The following is an 18927-nucleotide window of genomic DNA, read 5'->3' on the forward strand; positions in this document are numbered from 1 at the left end:
AAGCCTGAATCGTCCCTCTCTGCCCTGTCGCCTGGATAACAAGAGATGAAGGTAACTATTCAGCACCCTTGCAAGAAAAGCCTGGATATGAAAGCCTTTGTCAGGTGCAAGAAAAGCATGGATATGAAAGCCTTTGTCAGGGCTTCGCCCCGAACCCCACCAGGACACTGTCCTGGACCTGCCAGGGAGCCAGCCCCCTGGATCCCGATTCGTGTCCGGGTGGCATAGTTACAGATGAAGAAAGGTCACTCAGCCGGGATTTTTCTTGCGGGCGTTCTTCTGTTCACCGTGGTGGGCTGTGGCGGAGAGAAGGCGCCACCCACAGCTTCACTCCCCGACAAGGCAACAGCCACCTCGAAGCCTACCCAGGACGCATCCCGAGGTGACAGGGAGCGGCAGCAAACTCCTGCCGCCGTCACACCTCCCAATCAGACCCATCCGGCGAAGGATGGGGAGAGATCAGATCTGCCCCGCAAGGTCGCTGTTCTTCCCTTTCGCAACCTCACCCTGGATCCAGACGCTGGTGAGACGGTGCGGAGGTTGTTTTTCAACTTTTTCAGATCCCTGAACTACGACGCCGAACCCATGCCAACCGTGGATCGTCGCCTGCGGGAGCACCATCTGTTCGGCCCTCTGTTACAGGGCGGGAACGCTCCCCTGGAACGGGTCTGCCAGGCCCTGGGCGTCGATGCTGTCATTCGGGCCGTGTTGTCGGATTATGGCCGCCGGGAGGCCCTTGTCCAAGCCCAGCGTCAGGTCACGTTGCAAGCGGAGTTGGTGCGTTGCCAGGGAAACCAGCTCATCTGGAGTCGGAAGATGTCGCTGCCCATCCTGGAGAGTGACACCTCGCTGCATACCACTGGCCAAGCCCTCTCCGCCATCAGGGCGTTCATTGGCCATCGCCGTGCCACCTTGCTACAGACGGCAACCCGGCTTTGCCTGTTGATGACCCAGGAACTGCCCAACCCCAAAAGGGCCTCCGACCCACCCCCACGAATCACTTTCATGGCGCACAGCGGGGCTGGACGATTTCTTCTGCCTGGCCAGATTTTGCGGATTGTCGTCATCGGGGAAGCCGGGTTGACTGGTTCCTGGGATGTCGGACCGGGAATCGTCAACCAACCGTTGCAGGAGAAATCCCCCGGAATGTATGTGGGCGCCTTCTCCATTCGGGAAAAGGATCGCGTCATCGACACCTTGCCGGTGGCGCGCCTGACCACCCGTTCCGGGGTTGTCAACCTCTGGGAGGATATTCTTGGCGGTGTGAATATAGGGCGTCTGTCCCCCCTGCCCGGCATGGTGGTCAAGGACACGACCCTGACCGCAGCCCAGGGCCCTTACATGATTCACCCGGCTCTCATGGTCCAATCCGGTGCAACCCTGACCATCGAAGCCGGCGCCGTGATTTGGGTGCGTGGCAGGGGGATCGTGGTCAAAGGGGCCCTTGTCGTGTTGGGGAGTCCAGATCGCCCTGTTCGTCTGCAAAGCGCCACCTCGGAGATCTCCTGGGAAGGTATTTTTCTGGATCACACTCAACGACCCAACACCTTTGCCAACATTTTTATCAGTGGCGCCCGATATGGCATCAACGCCCAACACGCCAAGGTCGCCCTCCAGGCAGGCGAACTGCACAACAACACCTGGGGCGTGGTTGTGAATGATGGTGAACTGGATTTGCAAAACAGCCACATCCTCAACTCGGAGAAGAGCGGCCTGACCATCAGCGAAAGCCGTGGCTTTGTTGGCATGAACAGGATCATCGACAACCGTGGCGGCGGCATTCAACTTCGTCATGCACAGGTCCGGATCGAAAATAACGACATTTACGGAAACACACCCTGGGAAATCCGTAATCTGGATCCCGGAGATCCCTTTACTGCGCCGCAAAACTGGTGGGGTCGGTCCCAAATCAGCGAGGTTCCCCTGCAAGGGGCCGTCAGTCTGGATCCCCCTTTGCGACAACCCGCAACCTCCCAGGCCGGAACGGCCCCTTGAAACGGATCGCAACCATTCACCACCCGGCAACGAATCGGGGTCCAGGGGGCCAGACGTACCGTTTGGGATCATCATGGTCGAAGGTGGATCAAGACCCAAAACATCGTGCGCGTTCATGCGCGTCAAGGCAGGTCAGCACATATGGGTCAGCTCCCTGGGCAGTTCATAACTCCTCCTCGGAGGATTCGCTGATACCATTTTCCACGACGATGGCAGCTTTCTCCTCGCTCCTGTCATCGGGCTCGTCAAAGTGCAGACCCACACCCTGGGGTGTCACGCGGGCCACAACGCAAGGGAAAGCCATGTTGTATTGGTGTTCACCTTCTTGGACGGTGATGGCCGCCACACCGCTCTCCCCTTGGGTAATGCCTGTCAAAGGGGCATCTGTGAAGAGGAACGCACCACTGAGACTGACATCCCGAGTATAACCGATGATCGTGACTCCCCCGTCCGTGTGCAAGGTCAGGTCAGTGACGAAACGAAACCGTTCATTCAAGCGGGACGGCTCGCTTTCCGTGGGAGGATGGTCTGAGTGAGATGGAAGTGGTGTGGTCATATGGATCCAGATTTCCTGTTGCACATGTCAAGATGCGTGGTAACCATCCAGCACCCGGCAACGAACCGGGGTTCCGGATTCTCCCACGATGGCGAGGATTTCCGCAATAAGAATGCCAAATTAAGCCAAAATTTTTCCCACTATTTCACAAACATCACGGGAGAGGTTGGCCTGGCCCGCAATATGTTGCAACACTTCCAGCATGCGTGCGGAGCGTCCGGGTTCAAAATCGCGCCAACGGTTGAATGGTGTCAGCAAACGTGAGGCGACTTGCGGGTTCGACCGGTCAAGCCGCAGAATCCACTCACCGAGGAATGGATAACCTTGGCCGGCAGGGTGGTGGAAACAATAAGGGTTTCCTGCGGAAAAGGCTCCAATCAGGGCCCGTACCCGGTTGGGATTGTTGGCATTGAACAACGGATGCCTTGTCAAAGCCGTGACCCGATCAAAGGTCGTTGCCAAAGGAGCCGTGGCCTGGAGAGTCAGCCACTTGTTGGTGACCAAAAAATCTTCCCGCCACTGCTGAAGAAAATCCTCCAGAAGCGTCTCTGCCTGTGCCGCGCCTGCATGCACCAGAGTGGTCAAGGCTGCCATGCGATCGGTCATGTTGACACTGCCCCGATATTGCTGCTCACAAAGCTGGTACACATCTGCATGTTCCGACGCCGCCAGGAGGGAAAGAGCTAGATTTTTCAAGGCGCGATGCCCTGCGACCACAGGGTCGAAGCCGACTGCGCACCCCATGGCAAGCTGCTCTTTGGACAACTGTTCATAAAGCTGCCGCAACTCTTTTCCCAAGACCATGGCCAAATCATGGCGGAGAAAGTCCCGTACCGCATGGACCAAATCCGGATCGGCCTGGGGCATGCGGTCAAGCAGATATTTTTCCCCCGGCAGGGTCAAGGCCAGGGCCCGCATGGCAGGATCAAGGCTGGTATCCTGCAAGGTGGCCAGAAAGGAAGCCCGCAGAGGGGCATCCCCGACCAGGGATTGTCCCTGTTGGCAAGCCTTGATCCAACGAAACAACCAACGCTCCAGCAGTTCCTGCCCGGCATCCCAACGATTGAAGGGGTCGTTATCGTGCCCCCATAGGAAAGTCAGTTCGGCGTCGCTGCGCACCATTTCCAAGCGAACGGGCGCCGAAAAACCCCTGAAAAGCGAAGCCACTGGCCGTTTGCTCATGCCCGTCGGACCAGAAAAATGGAACTCCTGGCGGGCCTCGCGCAACTCCAGGACACGCTCGCGCGGGGCTGCACCAGGATCTTCACCCGGCAAAGCCAGGGGAAGAAGAGAGCCATCCTCACCGAATAAAGCCACTTTGACGGGAATGTGCAGGGATTTTTTTTCAGGTTGCCCGGGAGTGGGCGCCGTTTTCTGGGTCAGGACAAGGGTCGATACCCCGGTAGAGGGAGCGAAGTTCAGCTCGGCGCACACAGTCGGGGTGCCGGCCTGGTGGTACCAGAGGCGAAATTGCGCCCATTCACGACCGCTTGTCTCCTCCATGACCCGGACATAATCGTCCACCGTCACCGCCTGTCCATCGTGGCGTTCAAAATAGAGATCCATTCCCCGGCGAAAGGTCTCCTCCCCCAGAAGGGTGTGGAGCATGCGCACCACCTCGGCGCCCTTGTTGTAAATCGTTGTCGTGTAAAAGTTATTGATTTCAATGTAGGCGTCCGGTTGCACCGGATGAGCGGTCGGACCGCTGTCCTCCGCAAACTGCACGGTGCGCAACATTCTGACATCCTTGATTCTTTGCACCCCACGCGACAGTGTATCGGATGAGTACTCCTGGTCGCGAAAGACCGTCAACCCCTCCTTCAGGCTCAATTGAAACCAATCCCGGCAGGTGATGCGATTGCCGGTCCAATTGTGGAAATATTCGTGAGCGATAACGCTCTCGATGGCCTGAAAATCGTCGTCGGTGGCCGTAGCCGACTTGGCCAGGACATATTGGGAGTTGAATATGTTCAATCCTTTGTTTTCCATCGCTCCCATATTGAAGTCATTGACCGCCACGATCATATAGACATCCAGATCGTACTCCCGGCCAAAGCGCTTTTCATCCCAGGCCATGGACCTTTGCAGGGATGCCAGGGCATGGTCGCAACGGTCGACATTTTCCGCCTCGGTGTAAAGGTGCAGATCGACCCGTCTTCCGGAGTGTGTGGTAAAGTCGCCCGAAACTCTTTCCAGGTCACCCGCGACCATGGCGAACAGATAGGCTGGCTTCGGAAAAGGATCCTCCCAGGTGGCGAAATGCCGATCTCCCTCCAGTTGTCCCTGACGGATACGGTTGCCATTGGCAAGAAGGACGGGAAAACCCTGCCGGGGAGCCACGATGGTGACAGTAAAACGTGCCAAAACATCCGGACGATCCAGATACCAGGTTATCTTGCGAAACCCCTCCGGCTCGCATTGCGTACAATACCGGCCACTGGACATGTAAAGCCCCTCCAGGGAGGTGTTGCGGGCCGGGTGGATTCGGTTTTCGACCTCCAGGACAAAATGATCGGGCACCCGGTGGAGGATCAAATGTTCGTGATTGACCTCCCAGACATCCTTCCCGGGAACCTGGCCATCCAGCCGCAGAGAGAGCATTTCCAGTTCCTGTCCGTCGAGATGGAGATCCGTCACATACTCCGAGGCCGGATTGCGGTGGATTGCCAAACGGGACTCCACCCGTACAGAATCGACCCCCAGATGCACGGTCAGATGGATCTGATCAATCAGGAATGGAGAGGGACGATAGGCTGCCAGGTGAATTTTTCGGGGTGCGGCTGGTTTCTGTGTCACAACATCACTCCAGATCAGGGAAAAGGGAATGCCACGCAGTTTGCCTAAAATTCCCAAAAAGTTCCACCAGTGAAAGGTTGTGCCCCTCCTCTCCCCATGCCGTCTTCACTCTTGGGGACAAAAGGAGCAGAATGGGCGAAAGATGGGCATGGTGGTTTGGGTGCTGGAGAGGTTCTGTTGAAAGTTTGGCCATGAATATTCGTGAAATACCCTATAATTACACCTCATTTTCTGATCGGGAGGTGGTGATTCGGCTCCTTGGCGCGGAGATGTGGGAGCATCTGAATCAACTCCGGTCCAAGAGGAATACCGGTCGTTCGGCGCGCATGCTGTTTGAAATTTTGGGAGACCTCTGGGTGGTCTCCCGCAATCCGTTTTTGCAGGATGATTTGGGAGCGAACCCCAAACGTCTCGAAAATTTGCTGGCTACGTTGCACGCCCGTTTACAGCATATCGAGGCCCGCGCCGACGGCAACGCCCTGGTTGAACAGCTGGTGTCGAAAAGCCGGGCAGCCATCGAGACTTTTGCCGATCATTTTCAGCAACAAAAGCGTCTGCGTCAGGATATTCTGCAACGTTTGGGGCCGCCCGTTACCCGGCGTGACAACATTGATTTCAGCGCCCTGGGACGGGTTGCCCAGGTCACGGATGCCACGGACTGGCGGGTGGAATATCCAGTCGTGGTTCTCATGCCGGACCGGGAAGAGGAGGTTCTCCCCCTGGTGCGCGAGTGTATGGCCCTGGATCTCACCATCATTCCCCGGGGCGGTGGCACCGGGTACACCGGTTCCGGCATCCCGCTTTTTCCCCATACAGCGGTGATCAATACGGAAAAACTGGATCGCATCGGGCCGGTGGCTTTGCTCCACCTGGATGGTCAGAGGGAAAAAATCGCAACCATTTCGGTTGGGGCCGGGGCGGTGACACAACATGTGGCCATGGCGGCGGAGGCGGCTGGCTATGTGTTTGCCGTGGATCCGACCTCGCAACAAGCCTCGACGATCGGCGGCAACATCGCCATGAACGCAGGGGGCAAAAAGGCGGTCCTGTGGGGCACCACCCTGGACAACCTGCTCTCCTGGCGCATGGTGATGCCGGATGGCAACTGGCTTCAGGTCACCAGGCTTCACCACAATCTGCGTCGAATCCATGACCAACCGGAGGCGCATTTTCGCGTCGTGCGTTTGGCGGACGATGGCCTGACAGAGATTGATCAGTCCGAAATATTGACCCTTCAGGCGGCTGAGATTCGCAAACCCGGCTTGGGCAAGGATGTCACCAACAAGTTTTTGGGCGGAGTGCCCGGCGTGCAGAAAGAGGGGTGTGATGGCATCATCACCAGCGCCACCTTTGTGCTTCACCGCATGCCGGCCCAAAAAAGGACAGTTTGTCTGGAATTTTACGGCGCCGACCTTGGAACCGCCGTCGCGGCCATCGTTGAGATTAAGAATTACCTCGACAAACATGCGGATGTGGTGTGCGCAGGCCTGGAACACCTGGATGAGCGGTATGTGCGGGCCGTCGGCTATACCCCCAAAGCCCCACGCGGTGTTCGCCCTAAAATGTTGCTTTTGGCCGATCTGGCCGGCGATGAAGCCGGATTGGTCGACGCAGCGGCGGCCCATGTCGTGCATCTGGCCGCAGCGCGTGAGGGGGTTGGATTTATTGCCAGCACCCCTGAAGCCCGGGCTGAGTTCTGGGCCGACCGGTCCCGGGTGGCTGCGATCGCAGCTCACACCAACGCCTTTAAAATCAATGAAGACGTTGTCATTCCGCTGGAGCGCCTGACGGAATACAGTCAGGGCATCGAACGGATCAATATCGAACAATCCATACAGAACAAGCTGCGCATTCTCTCCGAGGTCAGCGCCTTCCTGGAAGGGGATCGTCTGGCGCGAACTCTGCCGACTCGCCTGGACAACAGCACCGAAGGTGGGGTCATTCTGGCGGGCCAGATCGAGGCAGCCTTGCATCTGCTCGCCGAAATCCGACAGCGTTGGCAATGCTGCCTGGATAACCTGGATCGTGCCACCGATGATCCAACCTTGCCGGCCCGACTCCTGGCGCCAGATCTGGTACGCCCCGGGGCCACGCTCATACAACTGTTGCTGCGGCGGGAACTCCTGATTTCCTATCGTCGGGAGGTGGAACGACCCCTCAAACATCTCCTCGGCGGTGAATTCTGGTTTGCCACGCGGCAGGAGTTGGATGCCATCCACGCACGTGTCCGTTCAAGCCGGCTCTTTGTTGCGCTGCACATGCATGCCGGTGACGGCAATGTCCACACCAACATTCCCGTCAACTCCAACGATTATGCCATGCTGGGCGAGGCGGACCGCATTGTGGACCGGATCATGGCCCTCGCCCGTCATCTGGGCGGTGACATTTCCGGAGAACATGGCATCGGGTTGACCAAATTCAAGTACATGGATCCTGTCAAAAAGGCCGCCTTCGCCCGCTACAAAACGAGAGTGGACCCCCTGGGATATTTCAACCGTGGTAAACTTCTCGCGGGGGGTGGGTTGGAACTGGCCTATACCCCATCGCTTCGCCTCGTCCAGCAGGAAGCCCTCATTTTGCGCGAAAGCGAGCTGGGAGCCCTGAACGATGATGTCCGTAACTGCCTACGTTGCGGCAAATGCAAATCCGTATGTACCACCCATGTTCCACGCGCCTCCCTGCTCTTTTCTCCCCGCAACAAGATTTTGGCCACCGGTTTGATTATTGAGGCATTCCTCTATGAGGAGCAAACAAAAAGGGGCATCTCACTCCACCACTTCGACGCCCTGAACGAATTGGCGGATCATTGCACCATCTGTCACCGTTGTCGCCAACCCTGTCCTGTCCATATCGACTTTGGCCAGGTCACCATCCGCATGCGGGAGACACTGCAACATCAAAACAAGAAAAGAAACTCCCTGGCCGGCAACCTGGCCTTGGGGTTTTTAACGCTCACCGATCCACAGAGCATCGACTGGTCCCGACGCCTGCTCCTGAATGGGGGTTATGCCGGTCAACGCCTGGCACATCACATATGGCGGCGTTTGCATCCGGTTTCCGCTGAAAATCTGCCACCCGCTTCCAACGAGCCTCCGCACTGGAGTGCGCGGGTAGCACACATCCTGGACACTCCCTTGCCTGGTCGGCTTCCTCGTTACCCCCTACGATCCTGGTTGGGCATCGAGAATCCAGACGTCATCCCGTTGCTGCGCGATCCAAGTCGCAGCAATGAACGCGCTCCAGCCATCTTCTATTTTCCGGGGTGTGGGTGCGAACGGCTCTTCAGTGACATTGCCTTGGCCCTCCTAGCCTTGTTGTTTCACCATGGCGTTCAGGTGGTGCTGCCACCGCGATATACCTGCTGTGGATTTCCTCAGAATGCTTCCGGTGATCCAACCCTGGGACGTCGCATCAGCACCGGCAACCGGGTGCTGTTTCATCGCCTTGCCAACGCCTTGAAGTATCTCTCGATCAAGGAGGTTCTGATCTCCTGCGGCACCTGCCTGACCCAGCTGCATACCTACGAATTTGATCGTATTTTTCCCGGCAGCCGTCTCATGGATTGTCATGAATATTTGTTGGAAAAAGGGTGGTCGATCACGGAAACCCCCAACCATGACGCCCATCGGGCTCCTTTGTTGTTTCACGATCCGTGTCACTCTCCCACACGTTACCATCCAGGCCAGCAAATCGTTGAAAGGTTGCTTGGCGAGAGGTGTATTGTGTCCGAGCGGTGTTGTGGCGAGGCGGGAACATTTGCCGTCAACCGCCCCGATGTGGCGACCCAGGCCCGCTTTGCCAAACGGGAGAGCCTGCAAAAAAGTTTGCATAAGGCCATGGCGCAACAAACACAGAATCATCCCCCCCCTGCGGAGGCCATCGTGTTGACCACCTGTCCCTCTTGCCTGCAAGGCCTGACCCGTTACACGGAGTCCCTTCCCCTTCAGGTGGAGTTTCTGGTGATCGAATTGGCCAAGAGAGAGTTGGGACCGGAGTGGCAAAAAAAGTTCATGGCCCACATTCGGCAAGGTGGCATCGAGCAGGTTTTGCTCTGAAGCCGGCAATGGGGAGAAGAAAGGGCGCTGAATGAAAAGGGTGCTGAATGAAAACAGACCCACAGCCAACCAAAGATTGCGACGAACGACCCTGAGGGCTGCTGCGTCAGCTTTGACATGGGTAAGTGTGGCTGTTGCTGCACCGTTTCCCGAGGGAGCTGGAATCGTGGATACAGGGCAGGATCGTTGTTTTGACAACACCGGGGAGATCCCCCCTCCCCGTCTGCGCGAAGATTTTTTTGGCCAGGATGCCCAATATCAGGGAAGAAAGCCCGCCTATCGGGACAATGGCAACGGTACGGTCACCGACCTGCACACCCATTTGACCTGGTCCAAGGCCGTCGAGAGCCAAAAACTCTCCCCGGAAGAGGCTGAAGGTGTGGCTGAGAACATGGATTTGGGCGGTTACCGCGATTGGCGCATCCCCGACATCAAGGAGCTGTACTCCCTGATCGATTTTCGCGGCTACACGGGTTTCGGGCCCGGCCAGGGTGTGCCTGCCAACGCGGTTCCTTTCATCAACACCGATTTTTTTGACTTTAAATACGGTGATATCCGCCAGGGTGAACGGTACATCGATGCACAATGGCTCTCCAGCACCATGTACGTCAGCACCACCATGTTGGGCGATAAAACGGTGTTCGGCGTCAACTTTGCGGATGGACGCATCAAGGGGTACGGCTATCGGCGTCCGGGTATGCCGGGAGTTGCCAAACGATTCTATGTCCGCTATGTACGCGGACCCATTTATGGGGTAAATCAGTTTGTCGACCACGGCAACGGTACGGTGAGCGACCTCTCCAGTGGCTTGATGTGGGACAAAAGCGACAGCGGCAAAGGGATGGTCTGGGAAGATGCCCTGCGTTATGCCAAAAATCACCGTCTGGCCGGATACGATGACTGGCGCCTGCCCAACGCCAAGGAGCTGCAAGCTATCGTTGATTATTCCCGTTCCCCGGATACGACCAACTCACCCGCCATGGATCCGATGTTTCTTGCCACATCGATCCTCAACGAGGCTGGGCAGCGGGATTTTCCCTACTATTGGACCTCCACCACCCACCTGGATGGCCCGCGCCCGGGCGACAGGGCTGTCTATATCGCCTTTGGCAGGGCCATGGGCCAGATGCATGGGCGCGTCCTGGATGTCCACGGAGCTGGGGCGCAGAGGAGTGATCCCAAGACGGGAACGCCGCAACTCGGTCGTGGCCCTCAGGGAGATGCCCAAAGGATCTTCAATTTTGTGCGCGTCGTGCGCGGCGGCCATGTGGCTCTCCAGCCTCCCGGATTTTCGCCAGACCAGGATCGCTACCCCAACAACACACAAAAATTGCGTTTGACACCACTCCCGAACCAACAGGAACCCACTGCAAGTATTCCCTCCCCATCCGGGCCACCACCCGAGGCGATCGCGGCCTGCCGGAACAAAAACCCAGGCATGACCTGCGGCTTCATGGGATACCGTCACGAACTCCTGACCGGAGTCTGTTCTTTCCCACCCCCAGGCCGCATACCCGTTGCCGCAGACCACGGTTCCGAACAACCGGCATCCGGCAAGACCCATGAACCAGGTAACCTGCCTCTGGCGTGCCGCCCTTTGCGGCGTGGTTCCCCTGGTCACATGCCAAGGGATTGAAGCGCTTCCAGAGAATCCTCCTCCTGGTGGGATGGGTCGGCAAATTTTTCTCTGACTTCCAGAATGGCCGGAAGGATCCTGGAAAACAGATCCACGAGGCTGGGATCGAAGTGCGTTCCGGAACACCGTTGCAACTCGGCCATGGCCTGTGGGACAGACCAGGCTTCCTTGTAGGGACGTTTTGAGGTCAAGGCATCGAAAACGTCCGTCACGGCGCTGATACGCCCTTCGAGGGGGATCCCCTCCCCTCGCAAGCCGTAGGGGTAGCCCGACCCATCCCACTTTTCATGATGGGTCAAGGCGATGATGTGCGCCGTTTTGAGAGGTTCTTCGTCGTGACCAAACAACATATGGGCGCCAATGGTGGTATGGGTCTTCATGATGGCATACTCCTCTTCGGTCAGACGCCCCCTCTTGAGGAGAATGGCATCGGTGATGCCAATTTTGCCAACGTCATGCATCGGCGCCGCATTGAGGAGGATTTCGCACCGGTCATCGTCCAGACCGGTCGCCTTGCCCAACAAAGCTGCAAAGCGACTCATGCGAATGATGTGCATCCCGGTTTCGTTATCCCGAAACTCCGAAGCCATGCCCAAACGGTGGATAATCTCCAATCGGGTTTCCTTGAGGGCCTTGTGGGTACTTTCCAGCACCTCTTCCATTTTGCGCCGCTGAATGATGGTCGCCAGGGTCTGGGAAATGGTGTGCAAAATGCCCTCTTCCTCGTGATTGAAGGGGTGTCCGTCGGGAAGAAGGATGGATAGAACCCCCAATAGCTGCCGGTGAAACAGGATAGGGACACAGTAGTGGCCATGGGGCTGGATCTCCGTCAAGTGACGGTCATGGCGCAGATCGCGCCAATTGGCGAAAACGGTTGTTCGGGTGGTTGCCGCCAGACCACACAGGCAACTTCCATAGGGAACCTGTGCGCAAGCTTCGGCAAGGTTGCCCTGGTGCGTTTTTTGGACAGCCAAATGCAGCACTTGGGTCCGCTCATCTGCCAAAAAAATGCCTCCTCCCATGCGTGCGGCAAACCAGGGCAGGGTGTGGATGATCTCCAGGGCGACCTCCAACTGACGTGTCAGCGTGAGGGGTTCCAAAGCAGTCTCCAGCAAAGCACTGATGGCCACACGATTCTGCATGGCCCGCTCCCGTTCCTGCTCCAGCCGTTTACGTTTGGTGATGTTGCGCATGATGCCGGAAAAGAAGAGCTGCCCGCCCGCCTCCCACATGGCGAGAGTCGCCTCCAGAGGAAATTCCTCCCCTCCCTTGTGCAGTCCGACCAATTCAACCGTGGTGCCAGACAAACACAACTCCCTGCTGCCGACCGCTCGACCAAAGCCCAGAAGGTGAGAGCTGCGCAGCCTCTGGGGCATCAACATGGTAAGGGATTGGTGGAGAACCTCCGTCTCGGTATAGCCAAAGGCCTCCTGGGCGCTCCGGTTCCATAGGATGATTCGGCCCTCCGCGTCAGCCGTAACGATGGCGTGTGCAGAGGAGTGGACAATGGAACGAAATCGCCCCTCGCTCTCAAGAATTTTACGTTCGAGGTGGCGACGTTGCAGGAGGTTGGCAATCCGGTGGCGCAGAAGCGCCCAGTTGATCGGTTTTGTGATGAACTCCTCCACCCCAAGGCGGAAAGCCTGATCCACCGACTCCTCGTCGGCCAGACCGGTCACCATGATGATGGGAACCCTCTTGTCCGTGTCCAGTTTGCACAGCTCTTGCGTGGCTTGGAAGCCACTCATCCCCGGCATATTGGCATCCATGAGAACCAAGTCGGGCCGGCGCGTGCGAAACATCTGGATCGCCTGGTGACCGCTTTCGGCCAGGAGAGGGAGGAAGCCGTTTTTTTCCAAAAATCGGCTCAGCAACAGCCGCATATCCGGATCGTCATCCGTGACCAGAATGCAGGGAAGAGAGTCGCCGACGTTCAGGGGATCCACCATACGCAGACCTCTCTTTGGCCAACCCGGGCAACCGCCAACAATTCGTTCATGGCATGTTACCACATTCCAGGCTGCGTTAACACTTTTTCTACCAATTTTCATGTTGTTGTATGACTTAGGCCATGTTGGCAGGAAAATTGCGAAACACTGTCACAGGTGCCCCTCCAGAGGGGATGCCCCCTGATGGTGGATTATAAGTATCTGATCATAAAGCATGTGTACAGAACAGGTTTGTTTTTTACGACGGATCGCATTACCTTACCATCCTGCAAACCACAACGACGGGAAAAGGGTGTCATGTTGCCAACATGTTGCAGAACCGGGACGGCTAGAATTCTCTTCATTCTCCTGGTATTGGCTGGGGTGTTCGGCCCCTTTTCGACTTATGCAGCCGATGAGCGTCAGCAACTGTCTGCTGCTCATGTGCAAAAGGTCTCCTTACAAAAATTGACGCATAAGTCAAAAAAATTGGGGAAGAAGCACGTTAGCAAGACAAAACAGCGGTCGAAGAATGCCCGACATGCCAGGGCAGTCGTCGATCCAGCGGCCAACTACGCCGACCTGGTCATTGACGCCAGAACGGGCCGCATTCTGCATGCGACCAGCCCGGACGAGCTTCGTCATCCCGCTTCTCTGACCAAAATGATGACGCTCTATCTGGCATTCGATGCCCTGAAAAGGGGTCAGCTGCGTCTTGACCAACAACTGCCCATCTCGCCAAACGCAGCCAACCAGGAACCTTCCAAACTGGGCCTGAAAGTTGGCCGGCAAATCCGCGTCGAGGATGCCCTGTTGGGGCTGGTCACCAAATCCGCCAACGATGCCACGGTCGTGTTGGCCGAGGCCATGGGCCAAAGTGAAGATGGATTCGTGCGCTTGATGAACGACAAAGCCCGGGATTTGGGGATGACCCACACAGTATTCCGCAACTCATCCGGCCTGCCAGACCCTGACCAGGTCTCCACCGCACGCGATATGGCCGTTCTTGGGTATGCCCTTATCTATCATCATCCACAGTTCTATCCCTACTTCAGCCGCGAGGCGTTCACCTACGCAGGTGTGCATCACAACAACCACAACCACTTGATGAGCCGCTATCAAGGCATGGATGGCATCAAAACCGGGTACACCCGTGCCTCTGGCTTTAACCTTGTGGGATCGACGGTGCGTGGGTCGACACGATTGATCGCTGTCGTCTTTGGTGGCCGTTCTGCCGTAGCTCGGGACAATAGGGTGGAAGCTTTGCTGGATCAGGCTTTCGCTCAATTGCAAAGTGAGCGCTCGTTTCAGCAGGTAGCGTCGGTCCGCGGCAACGCAGCGGGGACCACTCCAGGCCGGGTTGCTGTTCCCCTCAAGGCGCCGGTCAATGCCGGACCGCGTCAGAGTGTGCCTGGAAAGTTCGACAACTCCTGACCGCACCGCTTCGCCCCAAACCCCACCAGGACACTGTCCTGGTGGGTGGGGTGCAACTACAAAACGGCGCGATTTTTGCTTGAAATATTTCCGACGGTTGACCATGCATCATCAATCAGCATCGGACTGGCCAAAGGATCCCTGGAGATCATGCGCGACATCGAGCCGAACGAATCCCTGCCCCCCCTCTTGAGCGCCGAATTGCGCAGCCTTCTCCGTTGGGCTGACCGGGTGGATAACGACAGCGCCTGGGCACATTGGCGCAATCTGGAGTGCATCATGGGGCCGCTGCTGGTCTCGGGTGCTCCAGAGAGCTTTGCGGGACAGCCCCAACTTTCCCAGGAGATACCTCCCCCCCTTCCACCCCGTACCGTGAGAGAAGTGGAAAAAAATGCCTCCGTAGCCATGCCATCGACACGTCTCGTTTCGTAACACAGGCCTGAAAGCATCCTGACGCTCAGTTGTTCCATGTTCCGGTCAGGATATTGGATACAGAGTCAGACCTGGCGCCGGCAAGGGATTCTCCCTCCCTGATTCCCTCTTGCTCCCCTTCCCGGTTTCATGATTCCAGGCTGAGAGTGTGGCTCTGTTGACGCATCTCCCTCAAGCGCCATTTTTTTGTCGGCGCAGAAGGGTGGGTGCTCCCTGGAATGGGAATCACTCCCACTTTTTGGGGGTGGTGTCTGGGAGTTTCTCGGTGTCGTCGGTCGGTTGCCGTGGCGCAAACGCAGGCGGCAACCCAGCTTCCGGGTTGGGGGTTTTGCCCTGATCCATCTCGGCCAGCGCTTTGATGGCACCGGCATAGCCCTGTTTTGCCGCCAGTTCAAACCATTGTCTGGCTACAGCGCGATCCATGGGGAGAGCCTTGCCAAGGGCATGGTGGAACCCCATCATGGTCTGTGCAGCCGGAACGCCTCGTTCGGCAGCCTTGCGGCACCACTCCAGGGAGAGCTTCTGATCAGCCGGGACAATAGTTCCCTCCGCATAAATGGAACACAGGTAAGCCTGGGCAATCGGATGTTGGTTTTCCTGAGCCGCTGTCTGAAACCATTTCAGGGCCTCGTTGTTGTCCTGTGGGACATCCGTTCCTCCAAGGTAAAGAAAACCGAGTCGGGCCTGGGACTCCGCATGCCCTTGTTGTGCTGCCCTGCGGTACCACTGTGCAGCTTTCAACGGATCCCTGACGACCCCCTGCCCCTCCTCAAGCATACGACCAACCAAAAACTGGGCACGCGGGTCATCCTTCTCTGCAATGTGGAGAAAAAGGCTGTAGGCCATGTTGGCATAACCGCTTTTCAGAGCCACGACCGCTTCTTGAAAATCTTTCTCTTGATTGGGATCCTGACGCGAGGCGCTTCCGCCAACAATGGGCCATATCATCATGAATAACAATGCAAACCAAACATGTGCCGATTTTCCGACGCTGCTTCCCGGTTTGGACCCTTGCAAAAGGGATAAAAGCGATAATTTCTTGACGACCATGATCCGCATCACCCATGAACTGTTGAATTTATTGTGACTTCCAAACATACCCCACCTGGAACGGAAGCTGCATTTACCGGCCATGAACACCCACCAATCCGTTCTGCATGAACATGAAAGATGAACAGCGATGGACTTTCACATCATAGCCAAAAAGAACGACTTCAGAATCTACGACCTGGATGACCGGCAATACGTGGTGGTGGGACTCAAGACGTTGGAAGATGCCCAAAGGGTTCATCGCAAGCTCCTCAAACTGAGGGAAGCGATTGCCAAACTGCCGGCCAAACAGCAGGTTCCGAGTTCCCGCGTTGCTCCTCAAGCCGAGAGTGCCTGAAGAGTTACCGGACCGTGTACCCCTCCGGTGGGAGATTTGGATCCCCACCGGAGAACTCTCCTCCGACCTCTGTCCTGTCCTCCCTTCTCTTCTCCCCCGCTTGCCCTTGATCCAGCCCGACTGACCCTCTCGCCGTGCGCACGTTCGCCACGCCCGGCAACGATGCCCGTTCTCTCGCCATGCGCACATTCGCCACGCTCGGCAGCAATCAAGGATCGTCGTTGCCTGGCAATCCACGGGTGAGGCTGTTCAACTCCCGCATCTCCTCAGGCGACAAAATCTGCCCCATGGAGCTTGGCGGGTCTGTTTCGGAAGTATGGGCAAGGAGGTTTTTCTCTTCCTGGGCACGCACGACCTTCAGATTGCGCTCCCAGGCCCGGAGCTTGGCCTCCAAAAGGTTTTGATTGAAGGGTTTGGTGATCAGGTCATCACCACCCGAATCAAGACATTGGGCCAGATCATACGCATCCGTCATGGCTGTCAGGAAAAGAATCGGTACGAACCGGCCTGCACAGAGACGCTTGATTTCGCGTGCAACCTGGCAGCCGTCCATATTGGGCATGCAGACATCCAGGATCACCAGATCTGGACCGTCAACCTGGAATCGTTCAATTCCACTCGGACCATCGAAGGCCTGGAGAATCTCATAACCATCGTCGTGCAATATCTCGGCAATCAGGATATTCACGAGCCGGTCGTCGTCGATGACCAGAACTTTCATTCCAACATCCCCCTTCTGCCCCCTCTTGCGGGAACATTTTCTCGGGAAGAGGAGTTTTCAAGGGAAAACAATAACAAACAATGTGACCAAAATCCAGGTTTCCCGTATATTGCCAGCTTTCATGCAACTGTCAGCACCCGACAACGGATCGGGGTCAGAGTGCCGAATAGTTGCGTTTTTGTGAGAATTCGATCAAGTGATCCTTCGCTGCGGTCGATGAAAGGGTCAGGGAGCAAGAGGAAAACTTTCAAACAGCAGGGAGAGTCCAATGGAACGCCGCAATGAACCGATGGGTGGAAGCGATCCCATTTCTCAATCCATTCGTGAGTTCGAACTCGTGGTCAAGTCTCTGAATGCGCTGTTCGATGAGCTGGGCAAACAGTACCTGGAGCATGTCCCGCAGCCCTCCCGAAAAAAGTTCAGTTGATTGGGTTTGACACCTCTTTCTGGCCGCCCAAACCCTTCGGCGCGGTCTCTCCGCTTCGGCCATCCCACCCCACGGGGGTGGCCGAAGATGGCGGGGACTTTGGGGTGCACCCCTGCCACAGGGTTCAGCCCGGCCTGACGAGGCGTGGTCAACCCAGCCTGTCAAGGCGCCGGGCGCGAAAACGGACACCCAAAGATTCGGCAAGGTGGTGACAAGCAGCAATATCCACACCCTCAGCCCCGTCAATGGCCGTCGCGGTCACATCCGGGACGTGGGCACGCACGGCGCGTATGAAGGCGAGCATGCCCTCATATGAGCCCGCCAGGGATGGTCGGCAAAGTCGGTCGTAAGTGGCTTGGTTCTGTGCAGTGAGGGAAACGGAAACAGCGTCGATCACTCCGTGAAATTTCGGAGTCACATCCTCACGATAAAGCAAATTGGCCAGGCCATCCGTGTTCAGCCGTACACGGCGCCCCCCCCGGCGTTTGATCTCGGCGGCGACATCCAGAATCACCGCCAGGCGTAACGTCGGTTCGCCAAAACCGCAGAAGACAACCTCGTCATAACCGGATACCTCCCCCATGGCTTCGATCAGCTCAGCTGCCGAGGGGTTGCGAGTCAAGGTCAGGTCATACTCGTGGACCTCCGGTTCGTCACGCCACTTGGGGCAATATTGACAGCGAAGGGTGCAACCCCGGGTCACATTCAGGTAGAGCCCCTGGCCAATGGTATAGGCCAGAAGGCCCGGAGAAGTGGCAGACACCCCACCCCCTCCCGATGTGCCGATGCGAAAAAGTTTGCGATAGTTTCGAGTTGTGGCAGCAGCAAACACTGCCAGAGGGATCTGGCGCCACTCCGCCAAAGTGCGTGCCACATGCACGACATACGCTGGAACGTTGCGCTTACCCCGGAACGGTACCGGCGTCAGGTAGGGCGCATCTGTCTCGATCAACATGCGTTCCAGGGGTATCCCGGAGGCTATGTCACGCAAAGCATGGGCGTTGCGGAAGGTGACGACACCCGAAAACGAGAGATGAAAACCCCGCAACAAAGCCCAATCGGCCAACTCTTGTGAACCCGTAAAGCAGTGGATCACGCCGCCGCGCCCCGGAATTCCCTCCTCTTCCAGGATACGCCGTGTATCCTCTTCAGCCTCACGGGTATGGACAACCAACGGCAAATCCGCCCGGTGCGCGGCACGAATATGTTCCCGGAAATGGGCCTCCTGCAAGGGTCGGGGACTCCGGTCATGATGAAAATCAAGACCCGTCTCCCCAATGGCAACCACCTTGGGGTGTTCACACGCTTCCAGGATGGCCCCGACCGTGACGCTCTCCTCTTCAGCGTAGTGTGGGTGGATCCCGACAGTGGCATACAGGTTGGGAAACCTTTCGGCCATGGCACAGAGGCGCCCCGCATCCTTCAAACGTGTGCCCACCGTCGTGACAAAACCAACACCTGCGGACTGGGCGTCTAAAAATACCTGCTCCCACTCTCCCTGAAAATCCGGAAAATCGAGGTGGGCGTGGCTGTCAGCAAAAACCATGGCGCTGCTCATGC

The 18927-nt window shown here is 57.1% G+C and carries 13 protein-coding genes; 7 read left to right on the forward strand and 6 right to left on the reverse strand.

Features of this window, described 5'->3' with window-relative positions; all coding sequences use genetic code 11:
- The first annotated feature begins 234 nt into the window (after nucleotides 1-234).
- Nucleotides 235-1995 (forward strand): right-handed parallel beta-helix repeat-containing protein, encoded by a 1761-nt coding sequence (locus HQL63_04605; protein ID MBF0176115.1) that lies wholly within the window; start codon nucleotides 235-237, stop codon nucleotides 1993-1995.
- A gap of 163 nt (nucleotides 1996-2158) precedes the next feature.
- Here HQL63_04605 and HQL63_04610 read toward each other — a convergent pair whose 3' ends face one another.
- The gene (locus HQL63_04610) at nucleotides 2159-2551 is read right to left on the reverse strand and encodes a PilZ domain-containing protein (GenBank protein ID MBF0176116.1); all 393 of its coding nucleotides are present in this window, start codon (nucleotides 2549-2551) and stop codon (nucleotides 2159-2161) included.
- A 120-nt stretch (nucleotides 2552-2671) separates the two neighbouring features.
- Nucleotides 2672-5347, reverse strand: a complete 2676-nt coding sequence (gene pepN, locus HQL63_04615; protein MBF0176117.1) for an aminopeptidase N — start codon at nucleotides 5345-5347, stop codon at nucleotides 2672-2674.
- Between the two features lie 191 nt (nucleotides 5348-5538).
- Here pepN and HQL63_04620 point away from each other — a divergent pair, with 191 nt between their 5' ends.
- Together HQL63_04620 and HQL63_04625 are read left to right on the forward strand one after the other, a co-directional pair.
- Nucleotides 5539-9402 carry a DUF3683 domain-containing protein gene (locus HQL63_04620; GenBank protein ID MBF0176118.1) on the forward strand — a complete coding sequence of 1288 codons (3864 nt, stop codon included), beginning with the start codon at nucleotides 5539-5541 and terminating at the stop codon, nucleotides 9400-9402.
- A 31-nt stretch (nucleotides 9403-9433) separates the two neighbouring features.
- The gene (locus tag HQL63_04625; protein MBF0176119.1) at nucleotides 9434-11038 is read left to right on the forward strand and encodes a DUF1566 domain-containing protein; all 1605 of its coding nucleotides are present in this window, start codon (nucleotides 9434-9436) and stop codon (nucleotides 11036-11038) included.
- On the opposite strand, the gene HQL63_04630 is transcribed toward HQL63_04625, so the two are convergent.
- Entirely contained in the window at nucleotides 11020-12987 is a 1968-nt protein-coding gene (locus tag HQL63_04630; protein ID MBF0176120.1) for a PAS domain S-box protein, read from the reverse strand. The genes HQL63_04625 and HQL63_04630 overlap by 19 nt on opposite strands.
- A 297-nt stretch (nucleotides 12988-13284) precedes the next feature.
- Between HQL63_04630 and HQL63_04635 the strand changes: the two genes are divergently transcribed.
- The gene (locus HQL63_04635; protein MBF0176121.1) at nucleotides 13285-14400 is read left to right on the forward strand and encodes a D-alanyl-D-alanine carboxypeptidase; all 1116 of its coding nucleotides are present in this window, start codon (nucleotides 13285-13287) and stop codon (nucleotides 14398-14400) included.
- Nucleotides 14401-14550: 150 nt separating this feature from the next.
- Nucleotides 14551-14832 carry a hypothetical protein gene (locus HQL63_04640; protein MBF0176122.1) on the forward strand — a complete coding sequence of 94 codons (282 nt, stop codon included), beginning with the start codon at nucleotides 14551-14553 and terminating at the stop codon, nucleotides 14830-14832.
- 225 nt (nucleotides 14833-15057) lie between these two features.
- On the opposite strand, the gene HQL63_04645 is transcribed toward HQL63_04640, so the two are convergent.
- Nucleotides 15058-15783 carry a sel1 repeat family protein gene (locus HQL63_04645; protein MBF0176123.1) on the reverse strand — a complete coding sequence of 242 codons (726 nt, stop codon included), beginning with the start codon at nucleotides 15781-15783 and terminating at the stop codon, nucleotides 15058-15060.
- A gap of 229 nt (nucleotides 15784-16012) precedes the next feature.
- On the opposite strand from HQL63_04645, the gene HQL63_04650 reads away from it, so the two are divergent.
- Nucleotides 16013-16219, forward strand: coding sequence for a hypothetical protein (locus tag HQL63_04650; GenBank protein ID MBF0176124.1), 207 nt, complete (start codon nucleotides 16013-16015; stop codon nucleotides 16217-16219).
- Nucleotides 16220-16427: 208 nt separating this feature from the next.
- On the opposite strand, the gene HQL63_04655 is transcribed toward HQL63_04650, so the two are convergent.
- A complete protein-coding gene (locus HQL63_04655; GenBank protein MBF0176125.1) occupies nucleotides 16428-16940 on the reverse strand; it encodes a response regulator transcription factor in 513 nt (170 codons plus the stop codon).
- A gap of 268 nt (nucleotides 16941-17208) precedes the next feature.
- Between HQL63_04655 and HQL63_04660 the strand changes: the two genes are divergently transcribed.
- Complete coding sequence (locus HQL63_04660) at nucleotides 17209-17367, forward strand: hypothetical protein (protein MBF0176126.1); 159 nt, start codon at nucleotides 17209-17211, stop codon at nucleotides 17365-17367.
- 148 nt (nucleotides 17368-17515) lie between these two features.
- Here the strand turns inward: HQL63_04660 and HQL63_04665 are convergent, their stop codons facing one another.
- A complete protein-coding gene (locus HQL63_04665; GenBank protein MBF0176127.1) occupies nucleotides 17516-18925 on the reverse strand; it encodes a YchF/TatD family DNA exonuclease in 1410 nt (469 codons plus the stop codon).
- Nucleotides 18926-18927 lie beyond the last annotated feature (2 nt).

It is taken from the genome of Magnetococcales bacterium (assembly GCA_015231175.1).
GTDB lineage: Bacteria > Pseudomonadota > Magnetococcia > Magnetococcales > DC0425bin3 > HA3dbin3.

Bases quoted from the DNA above. Each gene is read 5' to 3' on its own strand.
- HQL63_04665 (MBF0176127.1), bottom strand. From the start codon at position 18,925: ATGAGCAGCGCCATGGTTTTTGCTGACAGCCACGCCCACCTCGATTTT.
- HQL63_04645 (MBF0176123.1), bottom strand. From the start codon at position 15,783: ATGATGATATGGCCCATTGTTGGCGGAAGCGCCTCGCGTCAGGATCCC.
- HQL63_04660 (MBF0176126.1), top strand. From the start codon at position 17,209: ATGGAACGCCGCAATGAACCGATGGGTGGAAGCGATCCCATTTCTCAA.
- HQL63_04610 (MBF0176116.1), bottom strand. From the start codon at position 2,551: ATGACCACACCACTTCCATCTCACTCAGACCATCCTCCCACGGAAAGC.
- HQL63_04605 (MBF0176115.1), top strand. From the start codon at position 235: ATGAAGAAAGGTCACTCAGCCGGGATTTTTCTTGCGGGCGTTCTTCTG.
- HQL63_04650 (MBF0176124.1), top strand. From the start codon at position 16,013: ATGGACTTTCACATCATAGCCAAAAAGAACGACTTCAGAATCTACGAC.
- HQL63_04620 (MBF0176118.1), top strand. From the start codon at position 5,539: ATGAATATTCGTGAAATACCCTATAATTACACCTCATTTTCTGATCGG.
- HQL63_04635 (MBF0176121.1), top strand. From the start codon at position 13,285: ATGTTGCCAACATGTTGCAGAACCGGGACGGCTAGAATTCTCTTCATT.
- HQL63_04640 (MBF0176122.1), top strand. From the start codon at position 14,551: ATGCGCGACATCGAGCCGAACGAATCCCTGCCCCCCCTCTTGAGCGCC.
- HQL63_04655 (MBF0176125.1), bottom strand. From the start codon at position 16,940: ATGAAAGTTCTGGTCATCGACGACGACCGGCTCGTGAATATCCTGATT.
- HQL63_04630 (MBF0176120.1), bottom strand. From the start codon at position 12,987: ATGGTGGATCCCCTGAACGTCGGCGACTCTCTTCCCTGCATTCTGGTC.
- HQL63_04625 (MBF0176119.1), top strand. From the start codon at position 9,434: ATGAAAAGGGTGCTGAATGAAAACAGACCCACAGCCAACCAAAGATTG.